Source organism: Fluviirhizobium alvei, from assembly GCF_030551875.1.
Taxonomy (GTDB): domain Bacteria; phylum Pseudomonadota; class Alphaproteobacteria; order Rhizobiales; family Rhizobiaceae; genus Rhizobium_E; species Rhizobium_E alvei.
On sequence record NZ_JAUOZU010000014.1, the window covers coordinates 144,597 to 165,607 of the forward strand.

Annotated in this window: 14 protein-coding genes; 10 read left to right on the forward strand and 4 right to left on the reverse strand. The window is 61.5% G+C overall.

Annotation, left to right across the window (positions count from 1 at the left end; all coding sequences use genetic code 11):
* The first annotated feature begins 7 nt into the window (after positions 1-7).
* Positions 8-790, forward strand: a complete 783-nt coding sequence (locus Q4481_RS18835) for an ABC transporter permease (RefSeq protein WP_304377948.1) — start codon at positions 8-10, stop codon at positions 788-790.
* 48 nt (positions 791-838) lie between these two features.
* Here Q4481_RS18835 and Q4481_RS18840 read toward each other — a convergent pair whose 3' ends face one another.
* The 3 genes from Q4481_RS18840 to Q4481_RS18850 form a co-directional block, all read right to left on the reverse strand.
* Positions 839-2,275 carry a sigma 54-interacting transcriptional regulator gene (locus tag Q4481_RS18840; protein WP_304377949.1) on the reverse strand — a complete coding sequence of 479 codons (1,437 nt, stop codon included), beginning with the start codon at positions 2,273-2,275 and terminating at the stop codon, positions 839-841.
* Entirely contained in the window at positions 2,272-3,447 is a 1,176-nt protein-coding gene (locus tag Q4481_RS18845) for a PAS domain-containing protein (protein ID WP_304377950.1), read from the reverse strand. Before Q4481_RS18845 ends, Q4481_RS18840 begins: the two co-directional genes overlap by 4 nt.
* Positions 3,448-3,532: 85 nt before the next feature.
* Positions 3,533-4,264 carry a type 1 glutamine amidotransferase gene (locus Q4481_RS18850; RefSeq protein WP_304377951.1) on the reverse strand — a complete coding sequence of 244 codons (732 nt, stop codon included), beginning with the start codon at positions 4,262-4,264 and terminating at the stop codon, positions 3,533-3,535.
* Positions 4,265-4,688: 424 nt separating this feature from the next.
* Between Q4481_RS18850 and Q4481_RS18855 the strand changes: the two genes are divergently transcribed.
* The 6 genes from Q4481_RS18855 (at position 4,689) to Q4481_RS18880 (ending at position 12,983) form a co-directional block, all read left to right on the forward strand.
* Complete coding sequence (locus tag Q4481_RS18855) at positions 4,689-7,586, forward strand: sulfite reductase subunit alpha (RefSeq protein WP_304377952.1); 2,898 nt, start codon at positions 4,689-4,691, stop codon at positions 7,584-7,586.
* Positions 7,587-7,642: 56 nt separating this feature from the next.
* Positions 7,643-8,965 (forward strand): type I glutamate--ammonia ligase, encoded by a 1,323-nt coding sequence (locus tag Q4481_RS18860; protein WP_304377953.1) that lies wholly within the window; start codon positions 7,643-7,645, stop codon positions 8,963-8,965.
* 39 nt (positions 8,966-9,004) lie between these two features.
* A complete protein-coding gene (locus Q4481_RS18865; RefSeq protein ID WP_304377954.1) occupies positions 9,005-10,492 on the forward strand; it encodes a glutamine synthetase family protein in 1,488 nt (495 codons plus the stop codon).
* A 130-nt stretch (positions 10,493-10,622) separates the two neighbouring features.
* Positions 10,623-12,050, forward strand: coding sequence for an aldehyde dehydrogenase family protein (locus tag Q4481_RS18870; protein WP_304377955.1), 1,428 nt, complete (start codon positions 10,623-10,625; stop codon positions 12,048-12,050).
* A gap of 134 nt (positions 12,051-12,184) precedes the next feature.
* The gene (locus Q4481_RS18875) at positions 12,185-12,433 is read left to right on the forward strand and encodes a WGR domain-containing protein (protein ID WP_304377956.1); all 249 of its coding nucleotides are present in this window, start codon (positions 12,185-12,187) and stop codon (positions 12,431-12,433) included.
* Between the two features lie 118 nt (positions 12,434-12,551).
* Positions 12,552-12,983: a MarR family winged helix-turn-helix transcriptional regulator gene (locus Q4481_RS18880; RefSeq protein WP_304377957.1), complete on the forward strand. Its 432-nt coding sequence runs from the start codon at positions 12,552-12,554 to the stop codon at positions 12,981-12,983.
* A 27-nt stretch (positions 12,984-13,010) separates the two neighbouring features.
* On the opposite strand, the gene Q4481_RS18885 is transcribed toward Q4481_RS18880, so the two are convergent.
* A complete protein-coding gene (locus tag Q4481_RS18885; RefSeq protein WP_304377958.1) occupies positions 13,011-14,225 on the reverse strand; it encodes a TIGR03862 family flavoprotein in 1,215 nt (404 codons plus the stop codon).
* Between the two features lie 180 nt (positions 14,226-14,405).
* On the opposite strand from Q4481_RS18885, the gene glpD reads away from it, so the two are divergent.
* The 3 genes from glpD to Q4481_RS18900 all read left to right on the forward strand — a co-directional run bounded on the left by glpD (position 14,406) and on the right by Q4481_RS18900 (position 20,741).
* The gene (gene glpD / locus Q4481_RS18890; RefSeq protein WP_304377959.1) at positions 14,406-15,920 is read left to right on the forward strand and encodes a glycerol-3-phosphate dehydrogenase; all 1,515 of its coding nucleotides are present in this window, start codon (positions 14,406-14,408) and stop codon (positions 15,918-15,920) included.
* Between the two features lie 82 nt (positions 15,921-16,002).
* Positions 16,003-17,268 carry a metallophosphoesterase family protein gene (locus Q4481_RS18895; RefSeq protein ID WP_304377960.1) on the forward strand — a complete coding sequence of 422 codons (1,266 nt, stop codon included), beginning with the start codon at positions 16,003-16,005 and terminating at the stop codon, positions 17,266-17,268.
* Entirely contained in the window at positions 17,268-20,741 is a 3,474-nt protein-coding gene (locus tag Q4481_RS18900; protein WP_304377961.1) for an ATP-binding protein, read from the forward strand. Before Q4481_RS18895 ends, Q4481_RS18900 begins: the two co-directional genes overlap by 1 nt.
* The last annotated feature ends 270 nt before the right edge of the window (positions 20,742-21,011 follow it).

Consider the following 21,011-nt stretch of genomic DNA (forward strand, 5'->3'; position numbering starts at 1 on the left):
AACCGAGATGCACAAACTTCTCTGGTGGCAGAAAAGCCTGGTTGGCGTGGCGATCGGAACCTTGCTCTTCCTCTATGTTCCGGTCGCCATCCTCATCCTCTTCTCCTTCAACGACAGTCCGGTGACGTCCTTTCCGCTCTCGGGCTTCACCTGGGGCTGGTATGAAAAGGTCTTCGCCAACGAGGATCTCTTGAAGGCGCTGGTCAACAGTCTCATCGTGGCGGTGTCGGCAACAGCCCTCACCATCGTGATCGGGGTTCCGGCGGCCCTTGCGCTCGATCGCTATCCCTTCATCGGCAAGAGCATCTTCCGCAACACGATCCTGTTGCCGCTCTCCCTGCCGGGCATCGTTACCGGTATCGCGATGCTGAACTTCTACAAGCAGATCGGCCTGCCGCAAAGCCTGACTGCGGTGGTGATCGGCCATGCGACCGCACTTGTCGGCATCGTGGTCAGCCAGGTGCTGGCCCGCCTCGAAAAGGTCAATCGCAACCTCGCCGAGGCAAGCTCCGATTTGGGCGCCGACGGGTTCGAGACCTTCTTCCGGGTGATCCTGCCGAACATCAAGACCGCGATCATCGGTTCGGGGCTTCTGTGTTTCACGCTGTCCTTCGATGAAATCCCGGTGACCTACTTCCTCACCGGGCGCGACATTACCCTGCCGATGTATATCTACTCGACGCTCAGGCGGGGGATTACGCCGGAAATCAACGCCATCGGCGCGCTGATCGTGCTGGTGTCGCTGGTGATCATCTTCGCATCCGTCTCGATGCTGCGTGAGAAGAAATGAGATGAGAGGAGGGGAGAAATCCCCTCCTCGAAATGCATTAACCTTTGGTTAACTATCGCTGCGGTTGGTCTTGCGCACGATCGTTGCAATATCGACGCCAAGCTCCTTGGCAGCCGCACGCTTGGAACCGAGACGGTCGAGCGCTTCGTTGATCACCTTTTCCTCAAAGGCGCGCGTCATGTCTTTGAGCGACAGGCCGGCACTCTCGATCGCGGGCAGAGACGGGGAGGCGAGAGACGGCTCGGCTATCGCCGCCGCTGGCCCCTGCAGCATGAGAGCCGGCGGCAGATGCTCCGGGGTAGCGATATCGGTGGCGACGATATCGAGATAATCCACCACGCTCTTCATTTCGCGCAGGTTGCCCGGAAATGGGTGCCGGAGCAGGATCGCGCGGCAGGCCGCCGACAGTTTCAACGTCGATCCGCGCTCCTGGCTTGCCCGTTCGAGCATCATGTCGAGGATCAATTCCTTGTCGGTGCGGTTCCGCAGCAGCGGAATCTCGACCGGGAATGTCGACAGCCGATAGAGCAGATCCTTGCGGAAGGCACCCTCGCGCGTCATCTGCTGCAGGTCGCGGTTGGTGGCGGTGATGACGCGGGTCTCGATCTTTTTCGACACCGAGGATCCGACAGGCTGGATTGTCCCGTCTTCGAGGAATTTCAGGAGCTTGGGCTGCGATGACAGCGGGATTTCACCGACCTCATCGAGAAACAACGTGCCGCCCGCCGCACTTTCGATATAGCCGCGCTTGCCGGCCTGCAGCGCGCCGGTGAAGGCGCCGCGCTCGTAGCCGAACATCTCGGATTCAAACAGCGTTTCGGGGATCGAGCCGCAATTGACATGAATGAACGGACGGCCGCGATCGCCGCCGCTCAGGTGGATATGTTTGGCGATTGCTGTCTTGCCGACACCGGATTCGCCGAGCAGCAGGATGCGGAAATTGCGCGCATAGGCCCGGCTTGCCTGATCGAGGCGCGCACGAAGATCCTCCGGAAACAGAAGTTTGGCGCTCTCGCGCTGGTCGCCGGCCGAAATCGAGCGCGCGGTCGCGCCGCGTTTGGCGCGGTCCTGGTTTTCGGGATCGCGCAGGAAATAGAGATTGAAACTGCCGCCGCCACCCGACGTGACCAGAACCTTGCGAGCGGCCTGATAGACCTTGCCCGTTGTGCGCGCCCTGACCGAACCCTCGCTCTGGCCGCGTTCGACCGAAGCGAGAAAATCGTCCATGTCGAAATCGGAAAACCGGAGGAAGGAGGAAAGCGCCTGGCTCTTGAACGGCGACGACAACCGGGCGGCTCGCTCAGCAGCCAGATTGAGGAAGATCACCACATCATCCGGATCGACGATGACGAGACCATCGGTCAACAGATTAGCGAAGGTCTGGAAGCCAGCGGAGGCAAAGTTGTCTTCCCAGACATTCCGGGGCAGCGCTTCCGCACCTCTCATGCCGAGATAGAATTGCGGAATATCGCCCGGTGACTTCATGTGCCTGTCCGTTTTTTCTGTCGCGGTGCCGGCTTCTGGCGTTCGCGCAGCATCGCCACGGTCCAGGCCTCGTCGTTGAGGCCCGAGATCCGTCGCAAATGCAGGTCGAGAAGGATCGATTGCGATGTGCCGCCAGCATGGTTGAACACCGTCCAGCCTTCGAACTTCTTGCGGGTACGGATGAAGGCAAGAAGCTGGGTTTCGAACGTGCGGCTCGCCGCATAGGCTGCGGCATAGGCCTTGTTGCGGCTCAGGACCTTGCCGTCACCATCGAGAACCAGCACCGGATCCGGCAATCCGTCGAAGGCGCGCATCGTCAGTTTCAGCGCATTGGCCGCTTCATCGTCGGCATTGTGCTTTTCCGTCACGTCGCGGCAATTGCCCCAGAGCCGCTTGAGATAGCCATCGACAATCTCGCCGCGCACGTCGTTGAGAATGTATTGCAGCGTGCCGTCATGACGCCGGTCGACGCTGAGCGCATCGTTGATCGCATAGCCGGAATTGATGATCTCGTCGACGAACCGTTCGTTGGCCGCACTGCGCGGCCAATAGAGGCGCACATCCTGCTCGTTGAAATCGACTGTTTCGGGGAGCTGGTAGATGCGCGCCATGGCGGGGTTGCACATGCGCCAGACCGACTGGTTTTCGAACACCTGCCGGATCACTTCCTCTTTCGGCAGGGTCGTATCGACAGGTTCGAGAAAATGGATGCCCCAATGAGCTTCGTTGGCGGTCTCGAGCATGCTTTGCAGCGTGTTGAGATCTTCCTCCAGCCGCCGATAGGCATTTCCGACGGCGGCGAGATCCATCTTGACCAGACGCAGCGCAGCCTGACCATCGAAGCGGACCGGACGGGCGCGGGCAAGCGTGCGGAACGAGCGGCCGCTGCGCGCCAGAAGCGTCAGCTCGAAGGTCGTCGCATGGTCGGAACGACCGGAATTGCGGCTTGCCTGCTGGATGCGGGCATAGGAATCCGGCGCATAGAATGCCGAAGCATCAAGACCGGAGATCGGCCCGTCATAGATGCCGAGCAGTTCGGCCTGGGTTTCGTTGGCCCAAAGGATGCGACCATCCTGCGAAACGATATCGATCAAGAGATCCGCAGACAATGTCGGATCGGCATCGGCTGCCGAGACCGCCTGTGCCTCCCGCACCTCTTGCCTGTCCGCCATACTGTCGAAACTCCAGATCATTGATCAAACACCGATATCGCTGGCCGATGGCATTGTAAACAAGAGCTGCATTTCCGCATCATCCTCACGCACCGAACCCGGCAGCCCTGAGATAATTGGCAACCATGCGTTCGCAGCCCGGAATGAAATGGTATTTTGCGCTTTGCGACGGGTCGCGATCCATCCAGCAGGTCGCCATGCGGTCGCAGGTCGTCTCGGGATGGAACTGCACCGAAACCCAGTTGCCGCCATGATCGACGGCAGCCGCCGGCAGGTTGGGGCGGGTCGCCAGCACAACGGTCCCCTCCGGCAGATCCACCACGCGGTCGGAATTGCCGAAGAAGAAGGGCGCATCCGGATCGAAACCATCAAAGAGATAATGGCTGCGTCCGGCATCGCTGACATCAAGTGGCAACGAGCCCACTTCCGGTCCGGTCGGGATCTTTTCCACCCGGCCACCGAGGGTCTTCGACATCAGCTGATGACCGCCGCAGATGCCCATCAGGGGTTTACCGGTCTGGCGGTAGCGGCCGAGCCAATCGGCGATACGCAACTGCCATTCATAGCCATCGGCGACGGAGGCAAAACTGCCACCGAGAATGACGGCGTCGAAGGCGGCGGGATCGTCCGGCAGCGCTTCGCCTTCATGGGCCTTGATGCCCTGATAATCGATGGCTGAACGCAGCCCGACACTGTCGAGCAGCGCATCGATAGCAATCGTTTCATCTTCACCGCCCTGCAGCCGACGCCAGACCGACTTGTCATAGGTGCCGGGTTCGGCAAACTGGGAGATGAACAGGAGCTTCTTGCGTGGCATGCCGGGATTCCTTGCTGTTTATAGGGAAATCAGCAATTTTCATGCCATAGAAAATATCTATTTCTTTCAATACCATAGTTTTTTCATGCGGTGCGGGTGATGCAGTTGTGCATTGGCTGAAGTGCCGTTTGCGCAGCACACCTGCAAGCAACGTCACCGGCTGCCTTGAGATCCAGCGAGACCCGATACGACCGACTGGAACCGCCTCTGTTTGACTCCTGCTTGGAGACGAACGGCGATCCGGCCCTGCCTGCTGCGGGAATGCAGGAACAGGCCATGGCGAAATCGCATCACAAGCCGGTCGAAATTGGCAAAAGCGAATTTGACGGAAATTTTTCCTCATTTTTCCCAGCAACTTAGTCGTTTTCATCAAGATGGCACGGCTTTTGCTGCTCCCTTGGAAAAATAAACACATGAGGGAACCATGATTGCCGATGACCTGATGGATGTGCGGGACCTCCCCTATCTCGACATGACCGACCCGAACTTTTCCATTCGTTCGGCGGAAGTGAATGCAGCCCGCGAAAAGAGCTGGTGCGCCCGCACCAATTATGGCCTGGCCGTTCTGCGCTACGACGAAGTCCACAAACTGATGCGCGATGCCCGGCTGCGGCAGGGCAGCTATGCCTGGCCGAAGCTCAACGGCGTCTCCGGCGTCTTTGCCGGCTGGTGGGAGCGGATGCTTCTGAGCCAGGAGGGTCCGAACCATGCCCGCCTGCGACGGCTCGCCAACCCTGCCTTTTCGCCGAAGCTGGTGATCAGCCTCAGGCCCGAATTCGCCAAGCTCGCCAACGAACTGATCGACAAGTTCGTCGAGAAGGGCTCCTGCGAATTCATGGCCGATTTTGCCGAACCCTATGCGACCCGCGTCATCTGCATGTTGCTCGGGCTGCCGCACGAGAAATGGCGCGAGCTGGCCGATCTTGCCGCCGACATGGGCCTGGCACTCGGCGTCACCTTCAAGCAGGACCTCGATACCGTCGATACCGCTACGACCAAACTGTTCGACTATGTGATGGGGCTCGTCAACGAATTGCGCGGCCAGACGCTGGGCGAGGATTTCCTCTCCATGCTCGTGCGCACCAATCTCGAAAGCGATGAAGCGCTTTCCGAACAGGAACTCTACGACATGATCATGCTCGCCATCTTCGGCGGCATCGATACGACACGCAACCAGCTTGGACTGGCCATGGATGTGTTCATGAACCATCCGGACCAGTGGGCGCTTCTGGGCGACAATCCGGAACTCGGCAAATCCGCTGTCGAGGAAGTGATGCGCATGCGCCCGACCATTACCTGGGTCACGCGCGAGGCGGTCGAGGATTTCACCTATCAGGGCCTGGAGATCAAACGCGGCACCACCATTCACCTGTTCGGCCAGTCGGCTGCGTCCGATCCGCGGGCCTATCCCGATCCGTCTTTCAACATCACGCTCGAACGCAAGCCGCATTTCGGCTTCGGCGGCGGCGCCCATTTCTGCCTCGGCCACTTCATCGCCCGCGGCGACATGACCGAAGCACTCGCCATCCTCGCGCACCGGATGCGCAATCCGCGCGTCGATGGTGTTGCCCGCTTCCTGCCCGACAGCGGCAATACCGGACCGATCACGCTGCCGATCGCCTTTGATCGTGGCGAGCGCAAGGCCTTCATCCCGCCGAGTTCGGCAGCACCCGCCGATGGCGAGCCATCGGCAAACCAGAGCGGCCCGAGCCTGTCTCTGACCATTCTCTATGGCACCCAGACGGGCAATGCCGAGCAGATGGCCAGCGACATTGCCGGCATTGCGAAAACACGCGGTTTTGCGCCGCGCGTCGCACCGCTGGATTCCATGGCAATGGCGGATCTCGCACGGCTGAAGCGCCTGCTCATCGTCACCTCCACCTATGGACAGGGCGAGATGCCGGATACGGCCCGGGGCTTCTGGGAAGCGCTCGCCTCTGATGAGGCTCCGGATCTTGCCGGACTTTCCTATTCCGTGATGGCCATGGGTGATTCCGGCTACGAAACCTTCTGCCAGGCCGGTCAGGATGTCGACCGTCGGCTCGCAGCCCTCGGTGCCCGTCCGGTCGAGGCTCGGGTCGATTGCGACACCAACTATGCCGCCACAGCCTTTGCCTGGGTCGACCGGGCGCTTGGTGAAATCCGCAAGGTCGAAGGCACGGAAGACGAGGTCGCGACCAGCGCCCCGGACACAGCCGCCCGCAGCCGCTGGAACCGCCGCAACCCGCTGATGGCAACGCTTGCGACCAATCGGCGCCTGTCGGGATCCGGCTCCTCCAAGGACACCCGCCATATCGAAATCGCACTCACCGACAGTGGCTTCACTTACGAAGCCGGCGATTGCATCGGCGTCATCCCCACCAACGATCCGGCACTCGTCGATGCGGTGATGAGCCATTTCGGTCTCTGCGCGCATGTTCCGGTCGCAGGCCATGACAAGCCGCTCGGCACGCTGCTTTCCGAACAGTTCGAGATCGCCGTGCCCTCGCGCGAACTGGTCGCCGAGGTTGGGCGCCGTTCGGGCAATGCCGAGCTCAACCATATTCTCGAACATGGTGACCGGCAGGCGCTCGACAGCTGGCTCTATGGCCGCGATTGTCTCGACCTGTTGCAGATGCTGCCGAACGGGGAGCTCACGGCCGGCGAGTTCATCGGCCTTCTCAAGCCGCTGCAGCACCGCGCCTACTCGATCTCCTCGAGCCCGAAGGAGTATCCCGACAGCCTTCATCTGACGGTGGCGACCATCCGCTATCCTTCGCATGGCCGTGCCCGCAAGGGTGTTGCCTCGACCTACCTTGCCGACCGGGTGGGCGAGGGCCATCCGGCGCCGATTTTCCTGTCGCCCAACCGCGCCTTTCGGGTTCCGGAGGACAATGCGGCGCCGATGATCATGATCGGTCCGGGCACCGGTGTCGCTCCTTTCCGCGCCTTTCTGCAGGAACGTCGCGCCACGGGCGCAAGTGGCCGCAACTGGCTGTTCTTCGGCGAACGAAGCCGCGCCCATGACTTCCTCTATGGAGAGGAATTCCAGCGCATGCAGGATGATGGCCTGCTGACCCGCATGGATCTCGCCTTCTCCCGCGACCAGGCCGAAAAGATCTACGTCCAGCATCGCATGCGCGAAAACGGCCGCGATCTCTTCGCCTGGCTGGAGGAGGGCGGCTATCTCTATGTCTGCGGCGATGCCACCCGCATGGCGGCCGATGTCGAGGAAGCGCTCTCCGAAATTCTGCAGCGCGAGGGCGCCATGAGTGCCGAGGCCGCCGATCTCTATCTCGAACGCTTGCGGCGCGAGAAGCGCTACCTGCGCGACGTCTACTGAACCACCCATAACAAACGAACCGGACGGCGAGGGGCCGTCTGCAACAGGAGAGACGCATGAAAGACCTGAAGGAGCTTGCCCAGCGCCTGGAAGAGGACGGTATCGATATCGTCCATGTCGGCCTTTTCGACTATGCCAGCATGTTCCGCGAACGCCGGCTTCGCCGCGAACAGTTTCTCGAATGGGCGAAGGATCCGCGCTTTTCGAACACGCTTCCGCACTGGGATTCGGCCGACAATCTGTTCGGCGGCAGCCCCTATCTGACCGAGGCACTGAGCCTCGATCTCCAATCCTACCGGCCCTGGGGGTTTGAAGCCAACTCGGCTGCCATCGTGGCCGGCTATGCCGGACCCAACCGCGATCTGATGCCGCGCGCGGTGCTTGCCCGCCAGGTCGAACGCGCCCGGGCGATGGGTTTTGATATTCGTGCCGCCTTCGAGTTCGAAGTCATTTTCCTCGATGAGAATGCGACCAGCCTGCGCGACAAGGGCTATGCCGATCTCGGCACATTCGTGCCGGAGAACAAGTGCTGGTCCGGGCAGACCGCCGCCGATCAGGCCGAATTCGTCACCGATCTCGAAGCGGCGATCCTCGATCACGGCGTGTCGCTGTTTGCGGTGGCCGGCGAACTGGGACCCGGCTGCTTCGAGGCGACGCTTGCCGCCGAAACGCCGATGAAGGCAGCCGATGATGCCTGCTTCTTCCGCCAGGCGGCCCGCAGCTTCGCCCGCCGGCAGAACATGACCGCAAGCTTCATGGCCCATATGGGCAGCCCGTTCCCGGGCATTGGAGGCCATGTGACCCTGTCGCTGATCGATCGCAACACCGGCCGCAACCTGTTTTCCGATCCGTCGGCCAGCACCAATGCGCTGGCGAAAAACTTCATCGGCGGCATGGGCAAGCTGGTGCCGGAAGCCTTTGCGCTCGCCGCCCACACGGTCAATGCCTATCGCCGCTTCGCTCCGGGCTCCTGGGCGCCGAAATCGGTCACCTGGGCCGAATATACCTTCACCACCGCCATCCGCTCGGTGCCATCGGCGGCCGAGAGCGCACGTCTCGAATTCCGCTTGCCGGGTGCCGATTGCAACCCGCATCTGGCGCTTGCGCTGATGCTGGCCGGCGGTCTCGACGGGATCGAAGGCAAGATCGAGCCCCCCGAAGCGACCCCGTTCGGCGGCCCCGACGACATTCCGCCCGGCGCCACGAAGTTGCCGCGCGACCTCAAGGATGCCGCCGACCGGCTGAAAGCGAGCACGCTGGCCCGCAAGGCTTTCGGCGACGCTTTCACAGACCATTTCGCCCATGCCTGCGATGTCGAGCATGCGAGCCTCGCCAAGGCGGTCAGCGCCGCCGAGCTTGCCCGCTATCTCGAAGGCTGACGGAACAACCCCAACAATAATCAAAGAGGAGAACGCCTTATGGCAAAGAATGAAAACTGCGACCTGTTCCGCGAACTCAATGATCCGGTGCGTCAGGAACGCGTCGCCCGCGTGGCGGAGAAGATCAAGTCACTCGGTGTCCAGTATATCTATTACCAATATGTCTCGATCACCGGCCGCGTGCTCGGCAAATCCGTCCCGGCCCGCCACTGGCTGACCAATGCCCGCAAGGGCGTGCAGACCTGGATGGGTGGCGTGACCAATGTCGATACAGACATGAACGGCAGCCTTTACGGTTTTTCGGCCAATGACGGCGAAGTGCTGGCGCTGCCGGATCCGGAAACCTTCTGCCAGTTGCCCTGGGACAAGTCGATCGGCCGCGTGTTCTGCACCCTGTTCTATGGTCTCGAAGATGCCAAGAAGCCGGGCGGCTATTTCGAATGCGACGTACGCGGCAACCTCAAGCGTTTCGACCGCGAATTCCGCGAAAAGCATAACGGCCTGCATCTGCGCGTCGGCATGGAACCGGAAATGCTGTGGCTCAAGAAGAATCCGGAAGGTTCTGCCACACCCTATTCCGGCATTACCGAACCTTACGCCTATCACATCGGCCAGTTCGAAAGTGCCCGCCACATCTGGAAACAGGTCTATGAATATGGCCAGGCCATGGGTCTCGACATGATCCAGGGCGATGTCGAGGATGCACCGGGCTTGCTCGAACTCAACTTCGCCTTCGACGATGCGCTGAAGACCTGCGACCGCCTCACCACCTATCGCCAGATCTGCAACGAGGTGGCGCGCCAGCACGGGCTGATCGCCTGCTTCATGGCCAAGCCGATGATGGGCGTGCCCGCCAATGGCTGCCACCACAATTGCTCGATCTGGATCGGTGGCGCACCGGAAGTGCAGGCGCTGGTTCCCGGCGAGCTGCCCGGCATGGAAGAGGTCTTCACCTACACCAAGGGCGGCGTCAACGAATTCGAGAACAAGGACGATGGCTGGCTGCCGACCGAACTTGGCCACCATGCGCTTGGCGGCGCCCTCAAGCATATCGGTGCCCTGACCGCCATCGGTGCCTCGACCGTCAACTCCTACCGCCGCTTTGCCGATGTCGGCCTCTGGGCTCCGATCGGTGCCAACTGGGGCCTGCAGAACCGTTCCTGCACCATCCGCATTTCCGCCCCAGACCGGTTCGAGTTCCGCGCCGTCGATGCCATGGTCAACCAGCATCTGTTCTGCGCCGCCCTCATCAAGGCACTTGATGACGGCATTTCCAACAAGATCGATCCCGGCGCGCCGGAAGATCGCAATGTCGTTGAAGTCATGCGCGAGGGCGGTCATGTCGATCTTATCCCGCTCAACCTCAATGATGCGCTCAATGCGCTGAAGGATGACGATCTCGTTCTCGAGGCCATGCCGGGCCGCCTCTATGAACTCTACGACATGATGAAGCGCGACGACTGGAAGCGCTTCCTCAAGGAAGTGACCAACTGGGATCACGAACGTTACATGGATTATCTGCCCTGATCGTTCAAACCAGCGCATCGACTGTCGCGGAAAGTGCTTCTGACCCGCCAGCCGATGCGCTAGACCTTCATTATGCGACGGCCTGACGCCAAGCGCATTAACGTCATTCATTCTGCGGGAGCGAACCCGAATGTCCAACAATCTCAAATTCTATATCGATGGTGCCTGGGTCGATCCGGTCACCCCTGCCGCGCTCGACGTCATCAATCCGGCGACCGAAGAGGCCTATACCCAGATTTCGCTTGGCGCCAAAGCCGATGTCGACAAAGCCGTGGCCGCCGCAAAGGCTGCCTTTCCTGCCTTCTCGCGCAAGCCGGTTGCCGAGCGTCTGGCCCTTTTGAAGAAGATCCTTGAAGTCTATAACAAGCGCTTTGAAGACATTGCCCAGGCCGTTTCGAACGAAATGGGCGCCCCGCTTTCCTTCGCCCGCGAAGCGCAGGCCTGGGCTGGACGCGCGCATATGGAATCGACCATCGCAGCGCTCGAAACCTATTCCTTCAGCGAAAAGCGCGGCACCACCACCGTGGTCAAGGAAGCCATCGGCGTTTGCGCGCTGATCACGCCGTGGAACTGGCCGCTCAACCAGATCGTCTGCAAGGTCGCACCCGCCATCGCCGCAGGCTGCACGGTGGTGCTCAAGCCGTCGGAAATCGCACCGATCTCGGGCATCGTCTGGGCCGAAATCCTGGATGAGGCCGGCGTTCCCAAGGGCGTCTTCAACCTCGTCAACGGCACGGGCCCGGATGTCGGCCAGGTCATGGCCGGTCATCCGGATGTCGACATGGTCTCGTTTACCGGTTCGACCCGCGCCGGCATCATCGTCGCCAAGACGGCCGCCGATACGGTCAAGCGCGTTGCCCAGGAACTGGGTGGCAAATCCGCCAACATCATTCTTCCGGATGCCGATCTGCAATCGGCCGTCACCAGCGGCGTCCAGGGCTGCTTCGGCAATTCCGGCCAGTCCTGCGATGCACCGACCCGCATGCTGGTGCCGCGTGATCGCCATGATGAAGCGCTCGAAATCGCCAAGGTGGCTGCCGAGGCCCACAAGGTCGGCAATCCGACCGCGGAAGATACGGTTCTCGGCCCGGTCGTCAGCCAGCTGCAGTTCGACAAGATCCAGCGCCTGATCGAAGCCGGCATCAAGGAAGGTGCAACACTCGTCACCGGCGGTCTCGGCCGTCCGGAAGGGCTCAACCGCGGCTATTATGTACGCCCGACCGTGTTCGGCAATGTCACCAACGACATGACGATCGCCCGCGAAGAGATCTTCGGACCGGTTCTGTCGATCCTGCCCTATGACAGCGAAGAAGAGGCGATCCGCATCGCCAACGATACCGTCTATGGTCTTGCGGCCTATGTTCAGTCGCAGAACATCGAACATGCGCGCGCGGTCGCCCTCGAAATGCGGGCCGGTTCGGTCTATCTCAACTATCCGGATTGGGACACGATGGCGCCGTTCGGCGGTTACAAACAGTCGGGCAACGGCCGCGAATATGCCGATTTCGGCATTCACGACTTCCTCGAGACCAAGGGTATCGTCGGCTACGGCGATTGATCATTCCTTGCCGCCGCTCGCAAGGGCGGCGGCATTTCGGCCCGCAGCCGACCCATTCCGAACGTGAATCGATTGCCGTCAACCGATTCAAACTCTGCGTTGGACCTTCCAATGCCCGGCCCTGACAATGGGCCATGACGTATCAAGACCTCACAAAACCGATCCTGATCAGCCGCGTCGACACGGCGCGCAACATGGCGCGCTTCTATGAAATCGAGGTGGGCTACGATCTCTTTTGCAATCCCGTCCTCATCCGGCGTTGGGGCCGGATCGGCACAAATGGACAGATGAAGATCGATGTCGCGGCAAGCCTCAATGAGGCTGAAGAGGCAGGCAGAAGTCTGCTTGCGCGAAAGCTGGGTCGCGGCTATCTTGTTCGGTAGGGGACAATCGATATTCAAGCTAGGTATCCGAAACGGAACACCGTGGGATTCTGCGCGTTATTTGCACTTCGTTCGATTTTACCTACATATAGGGCAAGAGAAACGAAAAGGAGCTACCTTGAGCAGTTCGCCAAACTTCATAGAGGAAGTGGTGAATGTCACGCGCCGAATGCGCACCGTGTTTGACGGCATGGTGAAGGAGCGCGGCATGACCCTTGCTCGTGCGCATATTTTGCGCAAGCTCGGACTGGGACGGTGCGGTGCGAGCCAGAAGGCTCTTGCAGAAGAGCTTGAAATCGAAGGACCGACCTTGGTGCGGCTGCTCGATCATCTCGAGCAGGCCGGTTGCATCAAGCGTGTGCCCGTGGAAGGTGATCGGCGCACCAAGCAGATCGTCCTGACAGACACAGGACGATGTCGTGCCGCGGAAGTGGCCGAAGTGGCGGGACGCTTCAGCGAGACGCTGCTTCGCGACATCGAGCCTGATGAACTCGAAGTCGCCTTCCGGGTCATGAGCAAGATGGCCCATAACCTTGAGGGCCACGCCTGAACCCTTCCGGCGCTTCGCATCGCGGCGTTATCCGTTGCGGTTCAACCAGTCCAGAATACCATCGGCCGCGGCGCGGCCGGTGGCCATACAGGCGGTGAGCAGATAGCCGCCGGTGGGTGCTTCCCAATCGATCATCTCGCCGGCGACGAACAGGCCCGGTCTGGCCTTCACCATGAAGCTGTCATCAATCTCGTCCCAACGAATGCCGCCTGCCGTCGAAATCGCCTCTGCAATCGGACGCGGCCGCACCACCCGTAATGGCAGCGCCTTGATGATGCCTGCCAACGCTTCCGGCGCATAGCGGACACTCTCCGGCACAACTTCCCGCAACAAAGCCACCTTTACCGCATCGAGCCCCGTCGCCTTGCGCAATCGGGTCGAAAAACTCGCTTTCCCATCCTGCCGGCCAAGATCCCGGATCATGCGCGCAACATCGCGGCCCGGTGCCAGATCCAGCGTCAGAACCGCCGAGCCCGTTTCCGCCAGCCGATCCCGCAGTGCCGCGGCATGGGCATAGACAAGACTGCCCTCGATCCCATGCCGGGAAATCACGAATTCGCCCTGGCTGCTGCCGGCATCCGAATGGGCCAGAACCGACTTGACCGGCGCGCCGGCAAACCGTTCACGGAAATGCAGCGACCAGTCGCAATCGAAACCGCAATTGGCCGGTAACAACGGCGCCAACGCGATACCTTCAGCTTCCAGAATGGCGGTCCAGGCCGCATCGGAGCCGAGCTTCGGCCAGCTCGCGCCGCCAAGCGCCAGAAGCGTCGCGTCCGCCTGAAAACACGTCTCGCCATCCGGAGTCTCGAAGCGAAGGGCGCCCGTTTCCGCAAAGCCGACCCAGCGATGGCGAAGCTTGAAGGTCACACCCTGCTCGTCCAGCCGCCTTAGCCAGGCCCGCAACAGCGGCGAAGCCTTCATAACCTCAGGGAAAACCCGCCCGGAAGAGCCGACGAAGGTTTCGGTGCCGTGCTCTTTCGCCCAGGCGCGGATGTCTTCCGGCATCAGCCTGTCAAGCGCCGGCTTGAGGCGCCGCGAAGCCGATCCGAACCGTTCGGCAAACAGTTCATAGGCTTCGGAATGGGTGATGTTGAGCCCGGACTTGCCGGCCAGCAGGAACTTGCGCCCGACGGTCGGCATCGCATCATAGACGGTGACCTGATGACCGGCCGCCGACAGCCGTTCTGCGGCCATCAGACCGGCAGGCCCTCCACCGACGATCGCGATTTGCGCTGCCACATCCGGCCTCCCATCGTTCAAGCCCGCCTTCATGCAACGGGCGAAAGCCGATGACAAGCCAGTCACACTCGATCGAAAACCGAAACCAAAGTGAACTTTCGTTTTCATTCGATTGACATTCGTATTGTTTTCGTATTTGATCATTTTCATTCAAAGATGAAATAATTGAGGAGCGGCGCCATGAGCGACGAACAGGTTTTCGACATTTTCATTGTCGGCGGCGGCATCAATGGCTGCGGCATCGCGCGCGATGCGGTTGGACGCGGCTATTCGGTCTATCTCGCCGAAATGAAGGATCTCGCGGCCGGAACCTCCTCGGCATCCACCAAGCTCATTCACGGCGGTCTTCGCTATCTCGAACATTACGAGTTCCGTCTGGTGCGCGAGGCGCTGATGGAGCGCGAAGTGCTCTGGTCGATGGCGCCGCACATCATCTGGCCGATGCGCTTCATTCTGCCGCTGCACAAGGACATGCGCCCCGGCTGGCTGATCCGGCTCGGCCTGTTTCTCTATGACCATATCGGCGGTCGCAAGGACCTGCCGGCGACCCGTGTGCTCGATCTCGAACGCGACCCGGCCGGCGAGCCGTTGAAGCCAGTCTTCCGCAAAGCCTTCGAATATTCCGACGGCTGGGTCAACGATGCGCGGCTTGTGGTTCTCAACGCCCGCGATGCGGCCGACCGTGGCGCCACGATCAAAACCCGCATGCGTGTCCTGACCGCCGATCGCAAGGATGGTCACTGGGTCATCACCGTGGAGAATGTCGACAGCGGCGAGCGCCAGCTGGTGCATGCGAAACTGCTCGTCAATGCGGCAGGCCCCTGGGTCGATCATCTGCTCGGCACTGTCGCCGGCAGCAATGCAAAGAATGTCCGGCTGGTTCAGGGCAGCCACATCGTCGTGCGCCGCAAGTTCGTGGATCCGCGCGCCTATTTCTTCCAGAACAATGACGGCCGCATCTTCTTTGCCATTCCCTATGAGCAGGATTTCACCCTGATCGGCACCACGGATCAGGACTATCAGGGCGATCCGGGTCGGGTAGAGATCACCGCACAGGAAATCGATTATCTCTGTGCCGGCGCCAGCGCGTATTTCCGCGAACCGATTGGCCGTGACGATATTGTCTGGACCTATTCCGGTGTCCGCCCGCTCTATGATGACGGCGCTTCGATGGCTCAGGAAGCAACGCGTGACTATGTGCTGAAGGCGTCCGGGCAACCCGGAGAGCCGCAGCTTCTCAACGTGTTCGGCGGCAAGATCACCACCTACCGCAGGCTGGCGGAATCGATGCTCGAAAAGATCGAGGAAATCCTTGGCACCCGCGGCAAACCCTGGACCGCAGGCGCCAAACTGCCCGGCGGCGATTTCGACAAGAAGGATTTTGAACCTCTGCTTGCGTCCTTCCGGAAGGACTATCCGTTCCTGACGCCCGCCACGTCCCTCAGGCTGCTGCGTCTTTACGGAACAAGGGCGCGAATGATTCTGGGTTCCGCCCGCGCGATGAGCGATCTCGGTCGCAATTTCGGCCATGACCTGACCGAAGCGGAAATCCGCTATCTCGTCGACCATGAATGGGCGGGATCCGCCGAGGACATTCTCTGGCGGCGCACCAAGCTCGGCCTTCACCTCAGCAAGGAGCAGGCCGGTGCGGTTGACCGCTTTCTTCGGGAACTGAACGAAAGCGTCGCCGCCTGACCTTAAAACCGGGATGCACGGCGGGGTCGCACAGCTCCGCCGTTTCGCTTGATTGCCGCCCCCGGTCATGGCAAGCAGGCGCATGGCCTTTCGCTTCATTCACACTGCCGATCTGCATCTCGATTCGCCGCTGCGTTCGCTGTCGCTGCGCAATGCTGAGCTTGCCGCACTCGTGGGCGATGCCAGCCGTCAGGCGCTGACGGCAATCGTCGAGCTTGCGCTTGAGGAGCGCGTCGATGCGGTGCTGATCGCCGGCGATCTCTATGATGGCGATCAGACCTCGATGAAAACCGCCCGGTTCCTGGCAACCGAACTGGAACGGCTGCATCGCGCGGGGATCGAGACCTTCATCATCCGCGGCAACCATGATGCGCTTTCCAAGATCACCCGCGAACTGTTGCTGCCGCCATCGGTCATGGTGTTCGATCGGCAGGCAGAGGTTGTGGAGCGTCGTTTCGGCAGTCTTGGCATAGCCATTCATGGCCTGAGTTTTGCCAAGTCGCAGGCGCCGGAATCGCTCCTGCCACGCTACAAGAGCCCCGTTCCCGGCCTCATCAATATCGGCCTCATGCATACGAGCCTTGCGGGCGCCCCGGGCCACGATGCCTATGCGCCCTGTTCGGTTGCCGACCTGCAGGCTTACGGCTTCGATTACTGGGCGCTCGGCCATATCCACAAGCGTTCGCATCATAATGGCAACGGCCATATCGTCATGGCCGGCATCCCCCAGGGCCGCGATATCAACGAGGATGGTGCCAAATCCGTCTCGCTCGTAACTGTCCGGGACGACCGCACGATCGCAATCGAAGAACGTCATGTCGCGGTCGCCCAGTTCGAGCGGGTCGCAGTCGACCTGAACGGCACCGAGGACTGGAGAGACGCGATAAGCCGGATTAGCGATGCTGTCGCATCGGCAAGAGACCGGATCGTGAGCCCGCATCTGGTTGCACGCCTCAGGCTGACGGGCGCGACACCGCTTTCTTTCCGGCTGCGCCGCGATCCCGACCTGCTTTTAGCGGAAGCGGAGCAACGCGCCGAGCAGATCGGCTCGGCCTGGATCGAGAAGATCGAGCTCGAGACCCATTCCGGTGAAGAGGAGGGGGCGCAAAGCGCCGACCCGGTGGCCGAGCTTGCCGCCCTCATGCGCGACCGGATCCTGACGGGGCCCGGCTATCGCGAAAGCCTGCGCCAGCTCACCGAAGAGCTGCTCGATGATCTGCCACCCGAAAGCCGCAGTTTCGCCGGCAGCGACGAAAGCGCGTTTGCCGCCTTTCTCGACCAGCTGTCGACGGAGGCGACCGAAACGATCATCGCCCGCATGAAGACGGCCGAACGGAGCGACGGCTGATGCGACTCAGAAGACTGGATCTCACCCGCTACGGCAAATTTACCGATCTCAGCCTCGATTTCGGCGAGCCGATCGCCGGCGCGCCGGATCTCCACATCATCTACGGGCTCAATGAGGCAGGCAAATCCACGACGTTTGCGGCCTATCTCGATCTGCTCTACGGCATCGGGAATGAAAGTCCCTATGGCTTCCTGCATCCCTACAGCACGATGCAGATCGGGGCGGCGCTCTCGATCGACGGACGCGACCACGAGCTGATCCGCGTCAAGAAACGCATGGGAAGCCTTCTCGATCCGCAAGGCCAGCCGGTCAACGAGGCGCTTCTTTCGTCCGCACTCGGCGGTATCGGGCGCGACGCCTACCGGACGATGTTCTCGCTCGATGACCAGTCGCTGAAAGAGGGCGGCGATGCAATCATCCGCAGTCGCGGCGAGCTCGGCGAACTGTTGTTCTCGGCCAGCTCCGGTCTTTCCGGGTTGAACAAGGCTCTGGCGGCTGCAGCCGACGAGGCCAGCGCCATTCATCGCAAGCGCGCTTCCAGCACCGCGATCGCCGAGTTGAAGCGCGAGTTGCAGGCCTTGAAGGCGGAGCGCGATGCGCTCGATATCCATGCCGGTACCTATGCAAGCCTGAGTGCAGCCCATGTTCAGGCGCGGTCTGCCTATGAAGAGGTTTCGGCGCAGCTTGCCGAACGGCGACAGCGCCATGCCGAACTGGACCGGCTTTTAGGATCGGTTCCCCTGGCGCTCGAACATCGGCGTTTGCTGATGGAGCTTGGCGATCAGCCAGAGCTTCCCCGCCCGCCTTCGGAATGGTTTTCGCTTCTGCCCAGGCTGATGCAGGACGAGACAAGGCTTGAAGCCCTGATCGAGCGGAACCGTGCCGAGATTGCGAGGCTGGAAGAGAGTATCGGTTCGATCGGCATCGATCCGCGCCTTGACGAGATCCGCATCCGGCTTGCGGCACTCGAGGATTTGCGGGCGCGCGATCGCACGGCGCGCAACGATCTGCCGAAGCGCCGGGCTGCTTTTGCCGAACAGAATGCAGTGCTCGCCGCCGCCCTGCGCAACCTTGGCCGGGCGGATGAACCACAGGCCGAACGGCTTCTGTTGCCGGCGTCGACGGTCGCCGAAATCACTGCGCTGATCGAGAGCCGTTCCGGCATCGTCGCTCGCCATGACAGTGCCGAAGCCGAAGCCGTCCGTAGTGCTGAACGCCTGCAGTCTCTTGCCGACGCAATGGAGCAGGGCAGCCCCGACGCAGCTCCCGACCGGGAGGCGATCGAGGCGCTGGAACGGATGCTGGCCCGCATCGACGGCGCCGATCTCGCCGGTCGGCTCACGCTCGAACGACGCAATCTCGAACGCAGACGGGCTGAACAGGCGGCAGCCCTTGCCGCTCTCATTCCCTGGCACGGCAGTGTCGAAGCGCTGACAGACACCCGGGCGCTCGACGCGCAGCAACTGACGCCGCTCGCCCAGCGCGCAGCCGAACTCGAACGCAGTCTGACGGATCTTACCCGACGGCAGAGTGACCTTGCCGGCGAAATGGCACGGATCAAGGCCCGACGGGAGAGCCTGACCGGCGAGGGCACCATCGATGATCAGACGGCTGCCGCCAGCAGAACCCGCCGTGACAGCGCCTGGCAGGATCATCGACAGAGCCTCGACCAAACCAGCGCCGACAGGTTCGAGAGCGCAATGCGCGAAGACGACCGGCTGACGGACCTGCGGCTGTTGCAATCGCGCGCGCTGGCGAGCCTGCGCGAACTCGACCATTCGCTCGCGGAGCAGGCAGCCCTATTGCGGGAAACGGAACGCCAGCATGGCGAGGGCAAACGCGAATGCGAAGCGCTGAAAGCGCGGATCTCGGCGCTCTCCCCCATTCCGGTCGCGCCGGACGAAAGCGCCAGTGAAAGCCTGGCGCGGCTGGAGGCATGGCTTCTGCGTCGCGACAAAGCGCTCGATGCGATCACCGCTTACGAAACAGCCCGGCAGGATGTTGCGGAACTCGAGGAAGCGCGAGAGGCCGAACAGACGCTGCTGGTCCGCCGGATGGCCGAAACCGGTCTAGGGCTCCCCGAAGGGTCGGATGCCGCCGACCGTATCGAAACCGCGCGGAAGGCCATTCGCCTGGCGCGGGAACAGAGCACTGATGCCGAACGCAAGCGGCGCGAGCGCGAGGAAGCGCAACGGGACCACCAACTCCGCCTTGACCATCAGTCGCGTGCCCGACAAGCGCTCACCGACTGGACCATGGCCTGGGAGAAAGCGCTCGCCGGTACCTGGTTTTCCGATCGGGCTGACAGTCCCGCGGCTATCCGGGGCCTGTTGGAAGCACTTGCAGAACTTCGGATCATTCTGAACGAACGCGACCAGCTCGCCCAGCGCGTCGCGACGATGGAACGCGACCAGGCCCTGTTCGCCGAAGCCATCAGGACGATTGCTCAGGAGTTCGGCGATACCGACCCCGATGCGGATCCGGCCATCATCGCCGATCGGCTCACCGGATTGTGCGAGGCGGGCTTGCGCGACCGCACCCGCCGTCGTGATCTCGAAACGGAGCGCGACAAGCTCCGGGAGGCCGAACGGCGCCTGATCAACGATCTCGCCGACCATGAACGAACCAAGGCGGAACTTCTTGCCTTTGCCGGTGAGGATAGTCTTGCCGGGGTCTCCGCCTATCTGGAAACCGTGCGCGAAAGGCAGGCGCTTGTTGCGCGCCGGACGGAACTGGAAACCCAGATCACCGCCGCACTGCGGGTCAGCGATTTTGCAGTCGCAGCCGCGCGGCTGCAGGATCTCGATATCGAAGCGACCGAACGCGACCAGCTGGCGCTGACAGACGAAATCGAGGCGCTCGCCGAGCGCAGCCGGGAACAGCTCGCCGAGATGACGCGCGCGGCCGACCGGCTGGCGGCAGTGGGTGGCGACGATGCCGTGGCACGGATCGAGGCGCGGCGGCGGACCATTTTCCTTGATATCGCCGACCGGGCCGAGACCTATCTCAAACTCCGCGCCGGCGTCATGGCTGCAGAGCAGGCGCTGCATCTCTACCGGGAAAGCCACCGCAGTTCGATGATGCTGCGGGCTTCCGATGCGTTCCAGACCATCACCGGCGGCGCCTATTCCGGCCTTGCGGCCCGGCTGGAGAAGGAGAGCGAAACGCTGATCGGGCTCAGCCGCGAGGGCGCTTCCAAGAGCGCCGACAGCCTTTCGACCGGCACCCGCTTCCAGCTCTATCTTGCGCTTCGGCTGGCGGGATACGAAGAATTCGCCCAGGTGCGCCCGCCTGTGCCCTTCATCGCCGACGACATCATGGAAACGTTTGACGATCCGCGTTCGGAGCAGGTTTTCCGGCTACTGGGCGATGTCAGCCGCATTGGCCAGGTCATCTATCTGACCCATCACCGCCATCTCTGCGACATTGCCGAACGGATCGTCCCGGGCGCCCGGATTCACCACCTTCCGTGATAAAGCCGGGCGAGCTCTTTCAACTTAACCTACTTAATCGATTTAAAACAACTTATGAGCAATCAGGACAACTTTTCATTGCTTATTACGATTTTCTAAATTACCGAATTCGCTCCAAATAGACTCAATGCAGTTAGAACGAATGACCTGAGCCCCTGAACTTCCTCCAAATTTTGGTAGAGTCCGTCATAACCAGGAGACGGACGGCATGAAGCGTTCACGGTTCACGGAAGAACAGATTATCGGGATATTGAAGGAGCAGGAGGCCGG